A 1,623-nucleotide genomic window follows, 5' to 3' on the forward strand; every position below is an offset into this window, starting at 1 on the left:
TGGTTGGCGCGGACGTCGAGTTCGCCGTACGTCATCTCGTGGCCGTCCGAGACGAGGGCCACCGCCTCCGGAGCCCGGTCCACCCACGCCTCGAACTCGCCGAGGACGTCGTCGAAGGGGTCCACGGCCGGTGTACGGGCGTCGCCCAGGACGCTCATGGCGGGCGCCGCGGGCACGGCCAGCGGTGCGTCCGTGCGGTGCGCGAAGGCGGCCAGCAGGGTCAGGTAGTGCTCGACGAACCGCTCGCCGCTCACCGGATCGAACAGGTCCGCGTTGTAGCCGAGGGAACCCGTCAGACCGTCCGGCCCTTCCTCGAGCAGCATCTCCAGGTCGAACCGTGTCGAGTGCAACGTGACCGGCATCCGCTCGACCTGCAGGCCGGCCGGTGAGTCGGTCACCAGGGACTGGTCGAAGTCGAACCAGGTCTGGAACAGCGGGTTGACGTTCGCCTGCCGCTCGTCCGTGAGGGCGTCCACCAGGCGCTCGAAGGGCAGGTCCTGGTGGCGCAGTCCGTCCAGGCTCGCCTCCTTCGTGAGCCGCAGTAGCTCGCCCACCGTCGGGTTGCCCTCCCAGGCCAGCCGCACCGGCAGTGAGTTGATGAACAGTCCGACCATGTCCTCCAGTTCGGGCCGTGTGCGGCCGGCTGCGGGGACGCCTACGACGATGTCCGAGCGACGCACGTACACCGAGAGCAGGAACCCGTACGCGGCGAGCAGCACCATGAAGAGGGTCACGTCGTGCGACCGCGCCAGCGCCCGCAGCTCCGCCTCGATCTCCGCGGGGATGCGGAAGGTCGCCCGGCCTCCCGTACCGGACGGCGTGGCCGGCCGCGGCCGGTCGGTCGGCAGGTCGATCACGCCCGGTGCGTCCTTCAGGACGCCTTGCCAGTAGGACAGCTGCTCGGCGGCCTCGCCCGTGTCCAGCCACGCGTGCTGATGAGCTGCGTAGTCGGAGTACTGGAACGGAACGGCGGGCAGCGCACTCGGACGACCCGTCAGACGGGCGTCGTACAGGGACGAGAGCTCCCTCCACAGCACGGTGAGCGACCAGGCGTCGATGACGGAGTGGTGGAAACTCGCAAGCACACAGTGGCTGTCGGCCGCGAGGCGGAACAGTCGCGGGCGCAGCAGCGGCCCGGTGGCCAGGTCGAAGGGCCGGGTTGCCTCCTCCTGGCAAAGCTCGTGGACCCGGTCCATCGCCTCGGCGCGCGGGTGCCCGGACAGATCCGTCAGCGGTAGCCCGACGGCGGCGGGGGCATCGATGACCTGGAGCGGACCGCTCGGCGTGGTCGTGATTCGCGAGCGCAGCACCGCGTGGCGCCGCACCACCTCGGTCAGTGCCCATGCCAGCGCGGGCACGTCCAGGTCGCCGTCGATCCGCCAGAGTGCCTGGGTGTTGTAGAGCGTGGAGTCCGGGACCATCTGGTCCAGGAACCACATGCGCTGCTGCCCGAAGGACAGCAGACCCGGATCGGCCGTGGCTGCACCGGACATGCGGGCGGGGGCCGCTTCGGGCTGCGCTTCACCGGCCCATTGGGCGAGTTGGTGGATGGTGGGGTTTTCGAAGAGGGTGCGTACGGGGCAGTTGATTTTGAAGGCTGTGGTGATTCTGGTGGTGATTTGT

At 69.6% G+C, this 1,623-nt stretch carries 1 protein-coding gene; it reads right to left on the minus strand.

Going from position 1 to position 1,623, the window contains the following annotated elements:
• Nucleotides 1-1,493 (minus strand): condensation domain-containing protein (locus AC07C1_RS41225; protein WP_478947243.1); only part of this gene is annotated, 1,493 nt, incomplete at its 3' end.
• Nucleotides 1,494-1,623: the final 130 nt, after the last annotated feature.

Source organism: Streptomyces sp. NPDC045022 (assembly GCF_056432605.1).